The sequence below is a fragment of the Sphingomonas phyllosphaerae genome, assembly GCF_036946485.1.
In the GTDB taxonomy this organism is placed as follows: domain Bacteria; phylum Pseudomonadota; class Alphaproteobacteria; order Sphingomonadales; family Sphingomonadaceae; genus Sphingomonas; species Sphingomonas phyllosphaerae_E.
The window spans coordinates 656,255-671,721 of sequence record NZ_JAQIJA010000005.1 but is presented as its reverse complement, the minus strand read 5'-3'; the positions used below and the strand labels follow the sequence as shown (position 1 = coordinate 671,721).

The 15,467-nt window shown below is 68.2% G+C and carries 19 protein-coding genes; 12 read left to right on the top strand and 7 right to left on the bottom strand.

What is annotated here, in order from left to right:
- Positions 1-7: 7 nt before the first annotated feature.
- Entirely contained in the window at positions 8-736 is a 729-nt protein-coding gene (locus tag PGN16_RS11795) for a pyridoxine 5'-phosphate synthase (RefSeq protein WP_335309608.1), read from the bottom strand.
- Between the two features lie 2 nt (positions 737-738).
- The gene (pyrE, locus tag PGN16_RS11790) at positions 739-1,323 is read right to left on the bottom strand and encodes an orotate phosphoribosyltransferase (protein ID WP_335309607.1); all 585 of its coding nucleotides are present in this window, start codon (positions 1,321-1,323) and stop codon (positions 739-741) included.
- 188 nt (positions 1,324-1,511) lie between these two features.
- Here pyrE and coxB point away from each other — a divergent pair, with 188 nt between their 5' ends.
- The 10 genes from coxB (at position 1,512) to PGN16_RS20245 (ending at position 9,759) form a co-directional block, all read left to right on the top strand.
- Positions 1,512-2,711, top strand: coding sequence for a cytochrome c oxidase subunit II (coxB, locus tag PGN16_RS11785; RefSeq protein WP_335309606.1), 1,200 nt, complete (start codon positions 1,512-1,514; stop codon positions 2,709-2,711).
- A 4-nt stretch (positions 2,712-2,715) separates the two neighbouring features.
- A complete protein-coding gene (ctaD, locus tag PGN16_RS11780; protein WP_335309605.1) occupies positions 2,716-4,383 on the top strand; it encodes a cytochrome c oxidase subunit I in 1,668 nt (555 codons plus the stop codon).
- Positions 4,384-4,453: 70 nt separating this feature from the next.
- Positions 4,454-5,215 carry a GNAT family N-acetyltransferase gene (locus PGN16_RS11775; protein WP_335309604.1) on the top strand — a complete coding sequence of 254 codons (762 nt, stop codon included), beginning with the start codon at positions 4,454-4,456 and terminating at the stop codon, positions 5,213-5,215.
- The gene (locus tag PGN16_RS11770) at positions 5,197-6,180 is read left to right on the top strand and encodes an alpha/beta fold hydrolase (RefSeq protein WP_335309603.1); all 984 of its coding nucleotides are present in this window, start codon (positions 5,197-5,199) and stop codon (positions 6,178-6,180) included. The genes PGN16_RS11775 and PGN16_RS11770 overlap by 19 nt, the downstream gene beginning before the upstream one ends.
- A 13-nt stretch (positions 6,181-6,193) precedes the next feature.
- Complete coding sequence (locus tag PGN16_RS11765; protein ID WP_335309602.1) at positions 6,194-7,105, top strand: heme o synthase; 912 nt, start codon at positions 6,194-6,196, stop codon at positions 7,103-7,105.
- A complete protein-coding gene (locus tag PGN16_RS11760) occupies positions 7,102-7,239 on the top strand; it encodes a hypothetical protein (protein WP_335309601.1) in 138 nt (45 codons plus the stop codon). The genes PGN16_RS11765 and PGN16_RS11760 overlap by 4 nt, the downstream gene beginning before the upstream one ends.
- Complete coding sequence (locus PGN16_RS11755; RefSeq protein WP_335309600.1) at positions 7,236-7,799, top strand: cytochrome c oxidase assembly protein; 564 nt, start codon at positions 7,236-7,238, stop codon at positions 7,797-7,799. The genes PGN16_RS11760 and PGN16_RS11755 overlap by 4 nt, the downstream gene beginning before the upstream one ends.
- A gap of 35 nt (positions 7,800-7,834) precedes the next feature.
- The gene (locus tag PGN16_RS11750; protein ID WP_335309599.1) at positions 7,835-8,746 is read left to right on the top strand and encodes a cytochrome c oxidase subunit 3; all 912 of its coding nucleotides are present in this window, start codon (positions 7,835-7,837) and stop codon (positions 8,744-8,746) included.
- Between the two features lie 89 nt (positions 8,747-8,835).
- Positions 8,836-9,129, top strand: coding sequence for a DUF983 domain-containing protein (locus PGN16_RS11745; protein WP_335309598.1), 294 nt, complete (start codon positions 8,836-8,838; stop codon positions 9,127-9,129).
- 255 nt (positions 9,130-9,384) lie between these two features.
- Positions 9,385-9,759, top strand: coding sequence for an SURF1 family cytochrome oxidase biogenesis protein (locus tag PGN16_RS20245; protein ID WP_443019626.1), 375 nt, complete (start codon positions 9,385-9,387; stop codon positions 9,757-9,759).
- 304 nt (positions 9,760-10,063) lie between these two features.
- Here PGN16_RS20245 and PGN16_RS11735 read toward each other — a convergent pair whose 3' ends face one another.
- Entirely contained in the window at positions 10,064-10,807 is a 744-nt protein-coding gene (locus PGN16_RS11735) for a molybdopterin-dependent oxidoreductase (protein ID WP_335309597.1), read from the bottom strand.
- Positions 10,804-11,496 carry a cytochrome b/b6 domain-containing protein gene (locus PGN16_RS11730; RefSeq protein WP_335309596.1) on the bottom strand — a complete coding sequence of 231 codons (693 nt, stop codon included), beginning with the start codon at positions 11,494-11,496 and terminating at the stop codon, positions 10,804-10,806. Before PGN16_RS11730 ends, PGN16_RS11735 begins: the two co-directional genes overlap by 4 nt.
- A gap of 26 nt (positions 11,497-11,522) precedes the next feature.
- Between PGN16_RS11730 and PGN16_RS11725 the strand changes: the two genes are divergently transcribed.
- Positions 11,523-12,128, top strand: a complete 606-nt coding sequence (locus PGN16_RS11725) for a flavin reductase family protein (RefSeq protein ID WP_335309595.1) — start codon at positions 11,523-11,525, stop codon at positions 12,126-12,128.
- Between the two features lie 4 nt (positions 12,129-12,132).
- On the opposite strand, the gene PGN16_RS11720 is transcribed toward PGN16_RS11725, so the two are convergent.
- The 3 genes from PGN16_RS11720 to PGN16_RS11710 are packed head-to-tail and all read right to left on the bottom strand — an operon-like array spanning position 12,133 to position 14,601.
- Positions 12,133-12,891, bottom strand: coding sequence for a sulfite exporter TauE/SafE family protein (locus tag PGN16_RS11720; protein WP_335309594.1), 759 nt, complete (start codon positions 12,889-12,891; stop codon positions 12,133-12,135).
- Positions 12,884-14,092: a 23S rRNA (adenine(2503)-C(2))-methyltransferase RlmN gene (gene rlmN, locus PGN16_RS11715; protein WP_335309593.1), complete on the bottom strand. Its 1,209-nt coding sequence runs from the start codon at positions 14,090-14,092 to the stop codon at positions 12,884-12,886. Before rlmN ends, PGN16_RS11720 begins: the two co-directional genes overlap by 8 nt.
- Positions 14,093-14,130: 38 nt before the next feature.
- Positions 14,131-14,601, bottom strand: a complete 471-nt coding sequence (locus PGN16_RS11710; protein ID WP_335309592.1) for an invasion associated locus B family protein — start codon at positions 14,599-14,601, stop codon at positions 14,131-14,133.
- Between the two features lie 137 nt (positions 14,602-14,738).
- Here PGN16_RS11710 and PGN16_RS11705 point away from each other — a divergent pair, with 137 nt between their 5' ends.
- Positions 14,739-15,353 (top strand): outer membrane protein, encoded by a 615-nt coding sequence (locus PGN16_RS11705; RefSeq protein WP_335309591.1) that lies wholly within the window; start codon positions 14,739-14,741, stop codon positions 15,351-15,353.
- Positions 15,354-15,467 lie beyond the last annotated feature (114 nt).

Genomic DNA, 15,467 nt, shown 5'->3' with positions numbered 1-15,467 from the left:
ATTGGTCTCATCGGGCTTCGTCCATCAACGCCTTCATCCGCCGCACGCTGTCCTCCAGCCCGGTGAAGATCGCCTCGCCGATCAGGAAATGGCCGATGTTGAGTTCGCGGACCTGCGGGATCGCCGCGACGGGGGTGACGTTGTCGAAGGTGAGGCCGTGCCCGGCGTGGACCTCGATCCCGTTCTTCGCCGCCAGCGCCGCGGCATCGGCGAGCCGGCGCAGCTCGGCGGTGCGCGCCTCGCCGTCCAGTTCGGCATAGCGGCCGGTGTGCAGCTCGACGACTGGCGCACCGAGCGCGACCGCCGCGGCGATCTGCTGCGGGTCGGGCTCGATGAACAAGGAGACGCGGACGTTTGCCGCGCCGAGTTCGCGGACCATCGGCACGAGGCGGTTGTGCTGCCCGGCGGCGTCGATCCCGCCCTCGGTGGTACGCTCCTCGCGCTTTTCGGGGACGATGCAGGCGGCGTGCGGCCGATGGCGCAGCGCGATCGCGAGCATCTCGTCGGTCGCCGCCATCTCCAGATTGAGCGGGATCGCCAGTTCGGCGGAGAGCCGCGCGATGTCCGCATCGGTGATGTGGCGGCGATCCTCCCGCAGATGCGCGGTGATCCCGTCGGCGCCAGCCCGCGCGGCGAGCAGCGCGGCGCGTACCGGATCGGGCAACCCGCCGCCGCGCGCGTTGCGCACCGTCGCGACATGGTCGATATTGACCCCGAGGCGCAACGGGCCGCTCATCGTCACGCCGCTGCCCGGCTGCCCGGCTTGATCGCCGGGATCGCCTGCAAGTCGGGGGGCAGATCGTCGGGCTGGTAGGTCGGCACCTCCAGCCGGATCAGCGGGAAGAACGGCACGCCGATGTCGGCGGTGCCGTTGGAGCGATCGACCAGCGCCGCGCCCGCGATCACGCGGCCACCGGCGGCCTCGATCGCCTTAATCGCCTCGCGGCTCGACAGGCCGGTGGTGACGACGTCCTCCATCATCAGCACTTCCTGCCCAGGCGCCAGTCGGAAGCCGCGGCGCAACTCGAAGGTGCCGGTCGGGCGCTCGACGAACATCGCGTCGACGTCGAGCGCGCGCGCCATCTCCTGCCCGGCGATCACCCCGCCCATCGCGGGCGCGACGACTGCGGTGATCCGCGCGCGCAGCTCGGCGGGGATCCGTGTCACGAGTGCCTCGGCCAGCCGCGCGGCGCGGCGCGGGTTCATCAGCACGCGTGCGCATTGCAGGTAGCGCGGGCTGCGCAACCCGGAGGAAAGGATGAAATGCCCTTCCAGCAGCGCGTCGGCGGCGCGGAATTCGGCGAGCACGTCGTCGTCGGTCATCGTGTGCTTGGTCTCCTGCGCGCGCCATAGAAGCCCGCCCGCGCGCGCGCAACGCGCCTCGGGCGAGAAAAGCGCGGACGCACGCCCCCTTGAGGCGAGGGGATGCCATGCTATAGGCAGGTGCAGGAGGGGCGCTTCGATACGCCCGGTACGCGAATGCGCACCACGACAGGGGTGACGATAAAGAGATGCTGAGAACCGGGATCAAGGGTTGGGTATTGGCAGCGGGCTTCGCGCTGACCGCCCTGACGGGGGTGGGTAGCGCAGGCGCACAGGCGCCGGCCGCGACCTCGCCCGCCACCGCGGCCACCGCCGCGCCGAGCGGGCTGCGCCCCGCCGACTCGAATCAGGGCCAGGCTGGCGGCACCGTGCAAAAGGCCGATGCCGCACCGCAATCGCCCGCGCTGGCGATGGACGGCGCGCCGGCCTTCAACGCCACCACCTCGGCGCCCGGCGTCGGCCAGCCGCTGGACGGCGTAATCCACATCCAGCCGCAGGTCACCAAGAATGGCCTGCGCGCGCACTGGTTTCACGATCGCATCCTCTTCCCGCTGATCACGATCATCTCGATCCTGGTGCTGGTGCTGCTGGTGGTCGTGGTCGTGAAGTTCCGCGCCAGCGCCAATCCGGTGCCGTCGCGGACCAGCCACAACACCTTCATCGAGGTGGTGTGGACCCTGGTTCCGGTGCTGATCCTCGTCGCGATCGCGGTGCCGTCGATCGGGCTGCTGCAGGCGCAGTTCAAGCCCGCCCCGGCCGGCGCGGTGACGCTGAAGGCGATCGGCAACCAGTGGTTCTGGAGCTACCAATACCCGGATCACGGTGGGATCGAGATCACCGCCAACATGCTGAAGGAAGGCAATCAGGTCGCCCCCGGCGAGCGCGCGCGCACCGCCGCCGACGGCCCGCGTCTGCTGGCGACCGACAATCGCGTCGTGCTGCCGGTCGGCGTGCCGATCCGCCTGATCACCACCGCCAACGACGTCATCCACAGCTGGGCGGTGCCGGCGTTCTGGATCAAGCTCGACGCGATCCCGGGCCGGCTGAACGAGACCAGCTTCACGATCGACAAGCCCGGCCTCTATTTCGGGCAGTGCAGCGAATTGTGCGGCGCGCGCCATGCGTTCATGCCGATCGCGGTCGAGGCGGTCACCCCGGCGCAGTTCGCGGCCTGGGTGCGCGCCAAGGGCGGCACGATGCCGGCACCGGGCAAGGCATCCGACGCGGTGATCCCGCAGCCGGGCGCGGACAATTCCGCCGCCGTGGCGGACGAGGCGGCGGTCGCCAATGCGATGACCGGCCCGCTCGAGAACGGGACCGACACTCCCCCCACTTCACCGCAAGGCGCCACCGGCAATCCGGGCGGCGTCGGCGAAGCCGGACGCTAAGATCATGACCGACACCGTGCTCCACCCGTCCGCATTCGTCACGCACGACGACCATCACCATCATGCGGATGCCGACCACAAGCCGGCGTTCTTCGCGCGCTGGTTCATGTCGACCAACCACAAGGACATCGGCACGCTCTACCTGATCTTCGCGATCGTCGCGGGGATCATCGGCGGCGCGATCTCGGGGCTGATGCGCGCCGAGCTGATGCATCCGGGCATCCAGTATCTGCCGCACTGGGCGTCGATGCTGCACGGCGGCGAGGAACAGTCGTTCGATCAGGCACTGCACCTGTGGAACGTGCTCGTCACCGCCCACGGCCTGATCATGGTGTTCTTCATGGTCATGCCGGCGATGGTCGGCGGGTTCGGCAACTGGTTCGTGCCGCTGATGATCGGCGCGCCGGACATGGCGTTCCCGCGCATGAACAACATCAGCTTCTGGTTGCTGGTGCCGGCGTTCCTGCTGCTGCTCGCCTCGCCGTTCTTCGGCGGTGCCGGAACCGGCTGGACGGTCTATGCACCGCTCTCCACCTATGGCGAGCCGGGGCCGTCGGTCGACATGGCGATCCTGTCGCTCCACCTCGCGGGCGCCAGCTCAATCCTGGGGGCGATCAACTTCATCACCACGATCTTCAACATGCGCGCGCCGGGCATGACGCTGCACAAGATGCCGCTGTTCGCCTGGTCGGTGCTGGTCACCGCCTTCCTGCTGCTGCTCGCGCTGCCGGTGCTCGCGGCGGCGATCACGATGCTGCTGACCGATCGTAACTTCGGCACCACCTTCTACGATCCCGCTGGCGGTGGCGATCCGGTGCTGTACCAGCATCTGTTCTGGTTCTTCGGCCACCCCGAAGTGTACATCATGATCCTGCCGGGCTTCGGCATCATCAGCCACATCGTCGCGACGTTCAGCCGCAAGCCGGTGTTCGGCTATCTCGGCATGGCCTATGCCATGGTCGCGATCGGCGTGGTCGGGTTCGTCGTCTGGGCGCACCACATGTTCACGACCGGCATGAGCGTGAACGTGAAGATGTACTTCACCGCCGCGACGATGGTGATCGCGGTTCCGACCGGCATCAAGATCTTCTCGTGGATCACGACGATGTGGGGCGGCTCGCTGCGCTTCCCGACGCCGATGGTCTGGGCGATCGGCTTCATCTTCATGTTCACGGTCGGCGGCGTTACCGGCGTCGTGCTCGCCAACGGCGGCGTCGACGATTACATGCAGGACACCTATTACGTCGTCGCGCACTTCCACTACGTGCTCAGCCTTGGCGCGGTGTTCTCGCTGTTCGCGGGCTTCTATTACTGGTTCCCGAAGATGTCGGGGCGGATGTATTCGGAGCTGCTCGGCCAGCTGCACTTCTGGGTGTTCTTCGTCGGCGTGAACCTGCTGTTCTTCCCGATGCACTTCCTCGGGCTGCAGGGGATGCCGCGCCGCTACCCGGATTACCCGGACGGCTTCGCGCACTGGAACAACGTCGCGACGATCGGCTATATGATCATGGCCGCGGGCATGGCGATCTTCTTCGTCAACCTGATCTGGTCGCTGGTCGCGGGCAAGAAGGCACCCGACAATCCGTGGGGCGAGGGTGCGACGACGCTGGAATGGACGCTGTCCAGCCCGCCGCCGTTCCACCAGTTCGAGACGCTGCCCAAGATCGACTGACGATCGTGAGCGGACAACCGGCGGCGGGGGAGCGACAGCTTCCCCGCCGCTGGCGTTTCAGGGAGGGGCGATGATCGGCGACTCGCTCGGCTGGCGTATCGAACGCGCCTGCGCCGCCGCTTTTCCGCCCGCGCGGTGCGAGCCGGTCGGCGACTGGCTGGTGGGCCTGTCGGGGGGCGGCAGCCGGCGCAGCAACTCGGCGAGCGCGGTGCGGCCGGGTGCGACGCTCGATGGCGCGACGTTGCGCGCGCTGGGCGACGCCTTCGCGGCGGCGGGCCAGCCGATGATCTTGCGACTCACCGATCTCACGGACGGATCGGACGATCTGCTCGACGCAGCCGGTTTCGCGCCCGCGGAGGGGACGACGCGCACGTTGGTTCGTCCCGCCCGCGTCGGGCAACCGCCATCCGCGGCGGAGGCCGGCGGACATGCCGGAATCCTAATGCGCGACGCGCCGGATACGTATTGGCTGGCAACGCGCCGCCGCCTCGCGCCAGCGGTCGAGGACCCCGCCGCCGTCGCTGCGCGGATCGGGCTTCCGACCCGCTACGCCCGCTGCGGCGACAGTGCGACCGGCTATGCCGCGCTCCACGACGGCATCGCGGTGATCGAGGCGATCGGCACCGACCCCGCCGCGCGGCGGCAGGGGCACGCCCGCGCGATCGTCGCGGCGCTGATCGAGTGGGCGGCGGGCGCGGGAGCGGAGTATGTCGCGCTTCAGGTAGAGGCAACGAACGCCGCGGCTCGCGCGCTGTACGAAAGCGCCGGCTTCGTCACCGACGCTTACGGCTATCGTTATCGCAGGAGCCCGCCGTGCCCGATCCCCGCATGATCGACACCGGCGCAGCGCGGCTGCGCGTGATGGTGGAGGGGAGCGGCCCGTTGGTCCTGATGGTCCACGGCTATCCGGAGGGCTGGTACAGCTGGCGGCATCAGTTCGCGCCGCTGGTCGCCGCCGGCTTCACCGCGGCGGCGATCGACGTGCGCGGTTATGGCGAATCCGACCAGCCCGACGCGATCGCGGCCTATGACATGGCGGCGATGGTGGCGGACGTGATCGGCGTCGCCGACGCGCTGCAGCCCGACGCGCCGGTCATTCTGGTCGGGCATGACTGGGGCGCGCCGATCGTCTGGTACAGCGCGCTGACCCGACCGGCGCGCGTCGCGGCGGTCGCAGGGTTGTCGGTACCGTTCACCGGCGTGCCTGCCCGTCCGCTCAGCGAGATCTTTCGGCGCGCCTTCACCGATCGGGGTCGCTTCTTCTATCAGGAATGGTTTCTTGTCCCCGGTCCCGCCGAGGAGGAGGCGGAGCGCGATGTGCGCGGCTATCTGCGGCGCCTCTATTACGCGATCAGCGGCGACGCGCCGCCGGGTAGCTGGCCGGAGAAGCCGGCGGGGGCGACGCTGCTCGACGGACTGGTCGACCCCGATCCGTTTCCGGCATGGCTGACCGACGCCGATCTCGATCATATGGTCGCCGAGTTCGAGCGCGGCGGCTTTCGCGGGCCGCTCAACCGCTATCGCAACCACGAGCGCGATTTCGCCTGGGCGCAGGCGTGGCAGGGCCAGCGGATCGAGCAGCCGGCGCTGTTCATCGCCGGCACGCGCGATCCCGCCGCGTTCGGGTTCGGGGCGTACAGCGACCCGCTGACCGTCATGCGCCCGCATGTGCCGCTGGTCGAAGGACATATGCTCGACGGGTGCGGACATTGGACGCAGGAGGAGCGGCCCGCCGACGTCAATCGCTTGCTGCTCGACTGGCTGGCGCGGCTTCCCTCGTCGCCGCTCCGCTTGTAGGGTCGCCGCATCCATGACTCCTGCCACGCCCCTCCTGCCGCCCGCCGACTGGCGCGACTTCCTTGCGCTGACCAAGCCGCGCGTCATGACGCTGGTCGTGTTCACCGGGCTGTGCGGGATGCTGGCCGCGCCGCCGGTGAACGGCCATCTGATCGATCCGGTGCTCGGTTTCACCGCGATTCTGTGCATCGCGCTCGGTGCGGGAGCGGCCGGTGCGCTGAATCAATGGTATGAGGCCGATCTGGATGCGGTGATGAAGCGCACCGCGCAGCGTCCGTTGCCGGCCGGGCGCATGGAACGGCAGTCTGCGTTGCACTTCGGTGTCGGGCTGGGCGCGTTTTCGGTGATCCTGATGGGGCTGGCGGTCAATCTCGCCGCGGCGGCGATCCTGACGGTATCGATCCTGTTCTACGTGCTGATCTATACGGTGTGGCTGAAGCGTCGGACGCCGCAGAACATCGTCATCGGCGGCGCGGCGGGGGCGTTCCCGCCGCTGATCGGCTGGGCCGCGGCGACGGGGCAGATCGCGCTGCTGCCGTTCCTGTTGTTCGCGCTGGTCTTCCTGTGGACGCCGCCGCATTTCTGGGCGCTCGCGCTGTTCGTAAAGACCGATTACGCCAACGCCGGGGTGCCGATGCTCCCGGTGGTCGCAGGCGAGGCGGCGACCCGGCGGCAGATCGGGCTGTACACGATCCCGATGGCGGCGGTGGCGATCGCGCCGTGGCCGCTCGGGCTGACCGGCAGCATCTATGGCGTGGTGGCGGTGGCGATGACCGCGGCGTTCGCGGTGCTGGCGGCGCTGGTCGCGGTAGGGGCCAAGCGTGCCGCGACGCCGATGTTCTACGAGAAGCGGCTGTTCGCTTTCTCGATCCTGTATCTTTTCGTGATGTTCGGCGCGCTGGTCGTCGATCGGTGGATGGCATGACCGAAGACGAACAAAATCTGATCCGCCGCCGGCAAAAGTCGCGGGCGATCGTCGTCGCGCTGTTGCTCGGCGCGTTCGTGGTGCTGGTGTTCTTCATCACCATCGCGCGCATCAAGCAGGGCATGGCGCATTGAGCACGCCGCCACGCCGGACGGAGGCGCGCCCGCGGACGCTGCGCACCGCGCTGCTCGCGGTGGCGGGGATCTGTTTTATGACCGGGCTCGCCTTCGCCAGCGTGCCGCTCTATCGGATGTTCTGCCAGGCGACCGGGCTGAACGGCACCACCGGGCGCGGGGTCGCGGCGCCGGGCGGTGTCCACCGCCAGATCGAGATCGCCTTCGACGCCAATACCAGCCCCAAGCTGCCGTGGCGCTTCGTGCCCGAACAGGAGCAGGAGACGGTCGAGATCGGCGCCCGCGACATGGCGTTCTTCACCGCCACCAACCGCGGCGCGCAGGCGGTGACCGGCACCGCCACCTATAACGTCACCCCCGCGATCGCCGGCAAATATTTCACCAAGATCCAGTGCTTCTGCTTCACGCAGCAGACATTGAAGCCCGGCGAGACGCAGCGGATGCCGGTGATCTTCTACGTCGATCCCAAGATCCTGAGCGACCCCGACACGCGCGACGTGCAGACGATCACGCTCAGCTACACCTTTTACCCGGTGGATTCCGCCAAAACGAACAGCTAAGACCACCGCAATAAGCGAATTGGGGAGAGCCGCGCATGGCGGGTGCCAAGAACCACGAATACCACATCCTGCCCCCCAGCCCGTGGCCGCTGCTCAGCAGCTTCGCGGCGCTGATCATGGCGGCCGGCGGCATCATGTACATGCATCAGGGCACCGGCGGCGGCTGGGTGTTCCTGATCGGCCTCGCTTCGGTGCTGTTCTGCATGTACGGCTGGTGGCATCAGGTGATCCGCGAGGCGCATGCCGGCGACCACACGCCGGTGGTGCAGCTCCATTTCCGCTATGGGATGATCCTGTTCATCGCCTCCGAGGTGATGTTCTTCGTCGGCTGGTTCTGGGCGTTCTTCGACTTCTCGCTGTTCCCGACCGCGATGCAGGTCGTCGACGGGCAGGTCGAGCGCGCCGCCGAGGGAGCCGCCGCGATCGCCGCGCAATGGCCGCCCAAGGGGCTGGAGGTCATCAACGCCTTCGAACTGCCGCTGCTCAACACGCTGATCCTGCTCTGCTCGGGCACCACCGTCACCTGGGCGCACCATGCGCTGATCCACAACCAGCGTGGCGGCGTGAAGCGCGGCTTCTGGGGTCTGCTGGGCGTGGGCGACCGCGACGGCGTGCTCAAGGGGCTGTGGCTGACCGTGGTGCTGGGGCTGCTGTTCAGCAGCATCCAGGCCTATGAGTACATGCACGCGCCGTTCCCGTTCAAGGGGATCAACTATGGCGCGGCGTTCTTCATGGCGACCGGCTTCCACGGTTTCCACGTGATCGTCGGGACGATCTTCCTGATCGTCTGCCTGATCCGCGCCTATAAGGGCGACTTCACGCCGAAGCAGCATTTCGGGTTCGAGGCGGCGGCCTGGTACTGGCATTTCGTCGACGTCGTGTGGCTGTTCCTGTTCGTCACCGTCTATGTCTGGGGCGGCTGGGGCGCGCCGGTTCACGGCGGATGAGCGACGCCGGTCGGTCGACGGTCGGGGCGCCGCCTCGACCGATCGACTGTGGTATGAAGGGGTTATGCCCCCAATGTGGCGCCCGCAGCTTGTTTGCGGGCGTCCTTCGTTTCGCCGAGCGTTGCCCGGCGTGCGGGCTGTCGATCGCCGGATTCAACGTCGGCGACGGGCCGGCGGCGCTGCTGGTGCTGGCGTGGGGCGCGATCGTCGTCACGCTGGCGATCGTGGTCGAACTCTCCCTTTCGCCGCCGTGGTGGCTTCATGTGCTGCTGTGGGTGCCATTGAGCACCGCGGCGATCGTCGGGTCGCTGCGCGTCGCCAAGGGCTGGCTGCTGGCGGCGGAATATCGCCACGCCGCGCGGGAGGGGCGGCTGGTGCCATGAAGCGTGTTCCGGTCATCCCGACGATCGTCGTGGGCGTGGCGATCGCGGCCATGGTCGCGCTCGGGCTGTGGCAATTGCTGGATCGTCGGCCGCAGAAGGAGGCGTTTCTCGCGCAGCTTGCGGCGAATCCGACGCGTCCGCCGGTCGCCTTCCCGCGCATTGCGGACGAGACGTTGCTGTTTCGGCGTAGCAGCGCCTTCTGTCTGGAGCCGGTGTCGATCACCCGCGCCGGGGCGGGCGCGGCGGGGGTATCGCGTGATCGCGTTGTGCCGGACCGGCGCGGAGGGACCGGGGTTGCGCGTGCAGATCGGCACGACGCGCGATCCGGTCGGCAAGGTCGCGTGGCGCGGAGGCAAGGTGAGCGGCTGGATCGCGCACGCGCCCGATGGGCGGCCGCTGATCGCGGAGGTGACGCAACCGCACGCGCCACGCGAGCTGATGCTGGTCGCTTCGGCGCCTGTTGCGGGGCTGTCGGCCAATGCACCGCCGTCGATCGAGTCGATCCCGAACAATCATCTTGCCTATGCAGTGCAGTGGTTCCTGTTCGCTGGCGTGGCAGGGGTGATCTACGTCATTGCGCTGCGGCGGCGCGGAAAGGCCGGTGCGGGTGGCGACGGCTCAAAGGTGTGATGTTCACGCGGAGACGCGGAGGTGTTGCTTCCTGGGCCTGTGTGGCGGAAGACAATGAGGCCCTTCTGGGGACGTCATGACGACGGTGGCTCGCGAAGCATCTCTGCGCCTCTGCGCCTCCGCGTGAACATCATCGCGGATTCCCGCTCGCCTATCGGCTTGATGGGGAGCGACTGCTCCCGCGCTGGCGGATCAGAAGAATGGTTCGCGCAGAGACGCGGAGGCGCAGAGAGGGTTCGTGCGGGGCTCTTGCGGTGAATAGGGGAAAGCAGTGATGGAATAGGGCGGCTGCGCCGCGTCGGATTCAGATCCCCGCCCACCAGTCGTAATCGACATTGTCTTCCCAATAGCCGCCGCGTCCTTTGCCGATCCCGGCGAGGCTGGCGACCGCGGTGACCTGCATCAGATATTTGGCGTGCTTGTACCCCAGGTGGCGCTCGACGCGCAGCCGTAGCGGGGCGCCGTGGCCGACGTCGAGGAAGCGGTCGTTCATCGCCCAGGCGAGGATCGTCTGCGGGTGGAAGGCGTCGATCAGGTCGAGGGATTCGTAATAAGGCGCGCCGCCATACAGATCGGCGCAGCGGAAGACGATGTAGCGCGCCGCGTCGCGCAGCCCCGCCGCCTTGAGCACGTCGCCGAGCCGCGGGCCCTGCCATTTGCCGATCGCGCTCCATCCCTCGACGCAATCGTGACGGGTGATCTGCGCGCGCTGTGGGAAGCGCCCGAGATCGGCGAGCGACAGTGACAAGGGGCGCGCGACCAGTCCGTCGACGCTCAGCCGCCAGTCGGCAAAGCGGCCGGCGCGCAGCGCGGCGTAAGCGGGCGTGCCGGGATCGCGGGTGCCGTTGGTGCGGAAGCGCGGCGACATCTGCTCGGGCGTGAACTCGGGCGCGAGCGCGTCGCGGTTCGACAGCGCGCGTTGCAGCGCGCGGTGCATGTCCTCGCCCTTGAAGACGATCGAGCGAACGGTCGGCTGCTGGATGACGCGGTCGCACCCGGCGAGCATCAGCCCGGCACCACCGCCGAGCAGGGTACGCCGCCGGATCATTCGGGTATCCGCCAGCGGCCGGTCAGCATCGAGCGAACCTCGTTGCGCCAGCCGGCAAGGATCACCAGCACGAGATGCACGACCGTGAAGGTCGCGATCACGACCATCGCGATGAAGTGCAGCGAGCGCGCCGATTGTCGCCCGCCGAACAGGTCGAGCAGCCACGGCCAGGCCGCATCCATACCGGGCGACAAGGCCAGCCCGGTGAAGATCACCAACGGCAGCGCGAGAAAGATGACGGCGACATAGCTCAGCTTCTGCAAGGCATTGTATTCGCCCGGCGCCTCTGGATCGTGGAAGCGGAAGACGAGGTGCGCGCGTACGTCGGCGAGCAGATGCGCGGCGCTCACGTCACGTCGCCGCACGCGCAGATCGCGCTGGAAATGGCGATTGACGAGGCTGACGATCATGAAGGCGAGCAGCGAGAAGCCGAGCACCAGTGCGAAAAACAGGTGCCAGCGCCGTGAGATCGCGAGATTGTAGTTCGCCGGGATCGTCAGCCATGCCGGGAAGCGCGGCACTTGCGCCCAGGCGTGGTCGAAATTGGCACCGTAGCGGCCCCAGTAAAGCCGCGGATGCGCGTTGGAGATGCCCAGCCCCGACCCGATCAGAATGAAGATCGCGACCGCATTGATCCAGTGCCAGAGGCGGGTGGCCAGCCAGTGGCGTCGGATCACGGTTGCAGCCATCAGCGCTTCCTAGCAGAAGCCGCGCCATGACCGAATGGCATTTCTACGAGCCCGCGCAGGGGCATGGCCTGTCGCACGATCCCCTGAACGCGATCATCGGGCCGCGGCCGATCGGATGGATCGCGACCGTTTCGGCAGACGGGCGGCGAAATCTGGCGCCGTACAGCTTCTTCAACCTCTTCTCCTATCGGCCGCCGATCATCGGTTTCTGCTCGAACGGGGCGAAGGACTCGCTGGCGAATGTGCGCGCCACCGGCGAGTTCGTCTGGAATCTGGCGACGCGCGAGCTGGCGGTGCCGATGAACGAGACATCGGCGATGACCGACGAGGACGAGTTCGTGCGCGCCGGGCTGGATACGTTGCCGTCGGCGCGGGTCGCCGCACCGCGCGTCGCCGCCAGCCCGGTGCAGTTCGAGTGCAAGGTGACGCAGATCGTCCAGCTTCAGGACCGGCACGGTGGCGCCGTGCCGGGCTGGCTGGTGTTGGGGGAGGCCGTGGCGATCCATATCGACACCGCACTGCTGGAGGATGGCGTCTACCAGACCGCCCGGGCGCGACCGATCCTGCGCGGCGGTGGGCCGGCCGATTACTTCGAGCTGGGCGAGAAGTTCGAGATGACCCGGCCCGGGTGAGCCGTCACCCATAGGCGTGCGCGAAGAACACGGCGGTCGTCGCGCCGGTGACGAGGATCGTCCACCAGCGCACCACGAGCGCGGGCAGCCGCTTGCCGACGATCGCGCCCAGCCAGCCGCCGAGCACGCCGCCCGCCAGCATCGGCAGGCACGCGTCCCAGCGGATCATCCCGCACGCGACGAACACGATCGCGGCGGCGAAGTTGGCGACGGTCAGCATCAGCGTGCGCGGCGCGAACATCGCGCGCGGCGTCGTGCCCGCGAGCAGGCCGTAGGTGGCGGTGGTCATGATCCCGACCCCGCCGCCGAAATAGCCGCCATAGGTGCCGAGCACCGCCTGCACCGCCATCAGCGTGCGCGGCCTGATCGTCACCCGCGCCGCCAGCCAGTCCGCCGCGCGCGCGCCGAACACGATCGCGACGAACGCGACGAGCAGCAGCCACGGCACGATCAGATCGAACGCCGCGCCCGGCGTCACCACCAGCAGGACGCTGCCGAGCAGCCCGCCGACGAAGGTGATCGCCGCCAGCACGCGCACCGGGACGCCGCCGACGGGCTGCAATTCGTGGCGGAAGCTCCACGCGCTGGTCGCGCCGCCGGGCATCAGCCCGAGATTGGAGGTGGCGTTGGCGATATTGGCGGGGGTGCCGAGCCCGAGCAGCGCCGGCATCGTCGCGAAGGTGCCGCCGCCCGCCAGTGCGTTCATCATGCCCCCGACGACGCCCGCCCCGCCGGCGAGCGCCACGCCGGCGGCATCAACCAAGCGCGGCCTGCTTCTCCGCCGCCAGCCGGTCGAGTTCGGCGCGGCTTTTCTTTTCCGCCGCGGTCTTCAACTGGCCGCACGCCGCGTCGATGTCGCGCCCGCGCGGGGTGCGGACCGGGGCGGAGATGCCGCCCTCGAAGACGATCTCGCTGAACCGGCGCACCCGCTCGGGCGTCGAGGTTTCGTAGGGCGCGCCCGGCCACGGGTTGAACGGGATCAGATTGACCTTGGCGGGCAGCTTGTACTGCTTGAGAAGTCGGACCAGCTCGTGCGCCTCGGCATCCGAGTCGTTCTTGTCCTTGAGCATCACATATTCGAACGTGATGCGTCGGGCGTTGTTGGCGCCGGGATAGTCGGCGCACGCCTGCAGCAATTCCTCGATGCCGTATTTGCGGTTGAGCGGGACGATCTCGTCGCGGACGTCCTTGGTCACCGCGTGGAGCGACACCGCGAGATTGACGCCGATCTCCTCGCCCGCGCGCGCCATCATCGGCACCACCCCGCTGGTCGACAGCGTAATGCGGCGCTTGCTGAGCGCGAGGCCGTCGCCGTCCATCACCAGCTTGAGCGCGTCGCGCACCGCGTCGAAATTGTAGAGCGGCTCGCCCATGCCCATCATCACGATGTTGGTGAGCATCCGCCCCTCGGGCTGGCTCGGCCATTCGCCGAGCGCGTCGCGCGCGAGCATCACCTGCCCGACGATCTCGCCCGCAGTCAGGTTGCGGACCAGCCGCATCGTGCCGGTGTGGCAGAAACGGCAGTTGAGCGTGCAGCCGACCTGGCTCGACACGCACAGCGTCCCGCGGTCGGCATCGGGGATGAAAACCGCCTCGTAATCCTGCCCGTCCTCGGAGCGGAGCAGCCATTTGCGCGTGCCGTCGGTCGACACCTGCGCCTCGACCACCTGCGGGCGGCCGATCACGAATCGCTCGCTCAGCCACGGATGCTGCGCCTTGGCGATGTCCGTCATCACCGCGAAGTCGGTCGCGCCGCGATTGTAGATCCAGTGCCAGATCTGCTTGGCGCGCAGCTTGGCCTGTCGCGGCTCCAGCCCCGCCTCCTCCAGCACGCGGCGCAATTCGTCGCGCGGCAGCCCGATCAGGTCGATGCGGCCGTCGGTGCGCGGCGCGCTGGCGCGCGGCACGGTCACGGGGTCGATGTGCCCGGGAATGGGCATGGGAGCGGCCGAGGCTGTGAGCATCGCGCGCACATAGGCCAAGTCCGCGCATTTTTCCAGCGTTACCGGGCGGCGCATCCCAGTTGCGCGGCGTCGATCGCGGTTGCCGCCCCTGCCAGCGGATAGGTGTCGCTCAGCGTCCGTCCGCCGGCATCGAGCGTGCTGAGCGTCATCGCGTTTGCCCCGCGCATCGCGCCGACGATCGCGCGATCGGTTGCCGGATCGGCGGCGCGCGCAGATTGCCGGTCACCAGTTAAAGCAAACCGCCGATCGCCGATCACGAGCGTCAACGGTGCGCCCTCCCCGCGTGGCCGTGTCAAATGGAACAGCACCGAGGGCGCGCGCGCCGGGCCTTGCCGCGCGGCGACCAGCGCGAACCCGCCGCGACGGTCGGTGCTGCCGTCGCGGCGCAGCGGCTGCGCGATCGCCAGGCAATGCGGGCCGGGCGTCTCACGCACCGCCGCCCAGCGTTGCCACACGCCCAGCGGTTCGCGCAGCGCGGCGGCGGCCAACAGGGCGAGAAGCGAGGTCATGCTTTCGCCGTGTCGCGCCACTGTGGCGAAATGGCAACGCGTTTCGTCGTTTATGTCAGGTTCATGCAACGCAGGGCGATGCGCGTATTTGTCCCCTCACGCCCCAACGTTCCGGGGTGAGTGAGATGGAGTGAGACATGCGTAAGCTAGCGATGGCAGTTCTGGCGGTGGCCGCGGCGACCCCGGCGATGGCGCAGGATGGCCCGGCGAACGGCTCGTTCGAGGGCGGCCGTGTCGAGGTGCTGGCCGGCTATGACAATGTGCAGGACGGCGGCGACGGCGATTCGGAAGGACGCCAGGGTTTCGCCTACGGCGGTCGCATCGGCTATGATTTCCAGCGCGGCAACCTGCTGTACGGCATCGACGGCGAGATCACCGATTCGACGACCAAGGCGCGCAGCTACAATGCGCTGACCGCGGGCGATCGTTTTTCGGTCGAGGCGGGGCGCGACCTGTATGTCGGCGGACGGCTGGGCTATGTGATTTCGCCGCAGGCGATGATCTACGGCAAGGCCGGCTACACCAACGCGCGCATCGAAAGCCGCTATCAGGCGACCACCACGTCGGAGAACGAACTGGTCGACAAGACCAATCTCGACGGTTTCCGGCTGGGCGCGGGGCTTGAGTACAAGCTGACCCCGACTTCGTTCGTCACCGCCGAATATCGTTATTCGCATTACGGCGACATCGATGGCTATGACATCGATCTCGATCGGCATCAGTTGATGGCGGGTGTCGGCATCCGCTTCTGATTTCTCTCACCTGAGGGAGCCGGAAGGGGCGGGGGCGCTTGCTCCCGCCCTTTCTTTTTGGCTAGGGAGACTCGGCCAATTGCCCCTGGTGAGTGACCTGCGGGCCGGGGGAAG

Excerpts from the sequence above, each read along its gene's own strand:
- PGN16_RS11795 (WP_335309608.1), bottom strand. The coding sequence starts at position 736 with ATGAGCGGCCCGTTGCGCCTCGGGGTCAATATCGACCATGTCGCGACG.
- pyrE (WP_335309607.1), bottom strand. The coding sequence starts at position 1,323 with ATGACCGACGACGACGTGCTCGCCGAATTCCGCGCCGCCGACGCGCTG.
- coxB (WP_335309606.1), top strand. The coding sequence starts at position 1,512 with ATGCTGAGAACCGGGATCAAGGGTTGGGTATTGGCAGCGGGCTTCGCG.
- ctaD (WP_335309605.1), top strand. The coding sequence starts at position 2,716 with ATGACCGACACCGTGCTCCACCCGTCCGCATTCGTCACGCACGACGAC.
- PGN16_RS11775 (WP_335309604.1), top strand. The coding sequence starts at position 4,454 with ATGATCGGCGACTCGCTCGGCTGGCGTATCGAACGCGCCTGCGCCGCC.
- PGN16_RS11765 (WP_335309602.1), top strand. The coding sequence starts at position 6,194 with ATGACTCCTGCCACGCCCCTCCTGCCGCCCGCCGACTGGCGCGACTTC.
- PGN16_RS11760 (WP_335309601.1), top strand. The coding sequence starts at position 7,102 with ATGACCGAAGACGAACAAAATCTGATCCGCCGCCGGCAAAAGTCGCGG.
- PGN16_RS11750 (WP_335309599.1), top strand. The coding sequence starts at position 7,835 with ATGGCGGGTGCCAAGAACCACGAATACCACATCCTGCCCCCCAGCCCG.
- PGN16_RS11735 (WP_335309597.1), bottom strand. The coding sequence starts at position 10,807 with ATGATCCGGCGGCGTACCCTGCTCGGCGGTGGTGCCGGGCTGATGCTC.
- PGN16_RS11730 (WP_335309596.1), bottom strand. The coding sequence starts at position 11,496 with ATGGCTGCAACCGTGATCCGACGCCACTGGCTGGCCACCCGCCTCTGG.
- PGN16_RS11725 (WP_335309595.1), top strand. The coding sequence starts at position 11,523 with ATGACCGAATGGCATTTCTACGAGCCCGCGCAGGGGCATGGCCTGTCG.
- rlmN (WP_335309593.1), bottom strand. The coding sequence starts at position 14,092 with ATGCTCACAGCCTCGGCCGCTCCCATGCCCATTCCCGGGCACATCGAC.
- PGN16_RS11710 (WP_335309592.1), bottom strand. The coding sequence starts at position 14,601 with ATGACCTCGCTTCTCGCCCTGTTGGCCGCCGCCGCGCTGCGCGAACCG.
- PGN16_RS11705 (WP_335309591.1), top strand. The coding sequence starts at position 14,739 with ATGCGTAAGCTAGCGATGGCAGTTCTGGCGGTGGCCGCGGCGACCCCG.